Here is a 1634-nt window from a genome sequence, read left to right as displayed (position 1 = left end):
ATCAAGACGCTGCGCAAGCAGAAACGCGGTGAACGTCGTCCCTTCGCTTTCGAACAGCCGTTGGACCCAGCGCGGCTGTACCCGATGGCGTGTGGCGATTGTCGCCACCGACAGGTTGGGTTGGTCGAGCCATGTTACGATATCCTCCTTGATCGCGCGCAATCGCGCCGCTCGCGCTCCCCGATTCCGTGCGACCTCCGCGGCGTCCCGTGTCGCTCCGATGGCGAGCGCAATGAGATCGTGGATGTGCGCGACGACCCGGGTTCTGAGTTCAGGTACCCCGAATGTTTCGGCCTCCTGAAGAATGCTGATGTAGCGGGTGAGAAGCTGCAGCGCCGGGTTTTCAGCCGGGACCGATCGGCCGTAGGCGGCATCGAGATCTCTGATGAGTGGCGATAGATACCGCACCGGTACGCGCAGGTTGATGTAGTTGCCGAGCTTGGGCACCCGCAGAAAGGCCGGTTCGGCGCCAGTCATGACGATCGCATGTCCGCGCTCCATGTCGAGGGTACGGCCGAATTGGTGGGCCTGATAATTTGAAGTGAGGCCGCACGTGAAGCCGACATCGTCATGATCGATGAATTCCCGACGGCGATTATAGATCGAAGCGGAACGGCGGCCGGCCATCAGGGCAAGACCAGGCATCTTCAGCAGGGTCGCTTCGGCATTGAACTGCCGGGTCGACAGCGGCTCGATATCCAACCGCTGCAGGGTCCGGCCATAGATATCGCGCCAGGCGGCAAAGCGTTCCCGCGGCGCGTAGTTCGCGGTCGAGAACCTTACGACTGTGCAGTCACCGTTGACGATCGTTGTGGCGCCAATTGCGCTGTTCATGGTCGGACTCTGGCATAGTTATGCAACCTGAGCGGGCCGCGACAATGTTCTGAGGTCTGTCGATGCATCTCATCGGGAAGTTCAAGCTCCCCGTGACTTCTCTCACCATCGGGATGACTTCCAAACCGGACAAGGGCGGCTTGTCCTGCGCCGGCAGACGCACAATCGCCACGTTTCTCCGAGCGCCACCAGAAACTGACCGCAGGCGCGACAGTCAGCCTCTCTTTCATTGATATCAGCTCGTATCGACGAGGTCGCTCCAAACCTACTCATTTGTCGCGTGAGTCGAAGAAAGATGCGAACGAAAATGAAACAATGGGATCGCGGACGGTCGAATTCCGTGGCTTCCCCATGGTGGTGACGCAACCTTAGCGACTGACCTGGCGGCGAGGAATTACTGATGAGCTCCAATGGACAAACGCAGTCGGCTGGAATGGATGCTGCACGAGAAGTTGCCAACCTTGTCGCAGCCATGGATGGGATGAGGGACCGCAATCTGTGGAAATTGGATGATGAGGTTCGATATCTTAGACTCTACATAGAAAGAGGAATTGACGATCTTCAGCAAGCAGAAGATTCGTTGTGCGAACTCGTAAAAGACGGTATTTGCCTTGCTATCAACAACATGCAGGACGCCCGACTTCAGTTTTTGGAAAAGAAACTTGAAGAGGCGAAAAATCGCTCTCTTCCTACCGAGGAGCTTCTCTTTGAGTTCTTGATATTGATAGTGGTAGAAGTTGTCATTGCACAGACAATGGAGATTGCCGCGCCATTTGTACTTAGCGCAATAATGGGCAAGG

General features: G+C 56.4%; 2 protein-coding genes. One reads left to right on the top strand and one right to left on the bottom strand.

What is annotated here, in order from left to right:
• A partial coding sequence (locus tag BRAS3809_RS34410) for an AraC-like ligand-binding domain-containing protein (protein ID WP_052523452.1) occupies positions 1-834 on the bottom strand: 834 nt, incomplete at its 3' end.
• 400 nt (positions 835-1234) lie between these two features.
• Here BRAS3809_RS34410 and BRAS3809_RS20120 point away from each other — a divergent pair.
• Positions 1235-1634, top strand: a 400-nt coding sequence (locus BRAS3809_RS20120) for a hypothetical protein (protein ID WP_139017390.1), incomplete at its 3' end; no start/stop codon positions are given.

Source organism: Bradyrhizobium sp. STM 3809, from assembly GCF_000239795.1.
Classification (GTDB): Bacteria; Pseudomonadota; Alphaproteobacteria; order Rhizobiales; family Xanthobacteraceae; genus Bradyrhizobium.
This window is presented reverse-complemented; position numbering and strand designations above follow the sequence as displayed.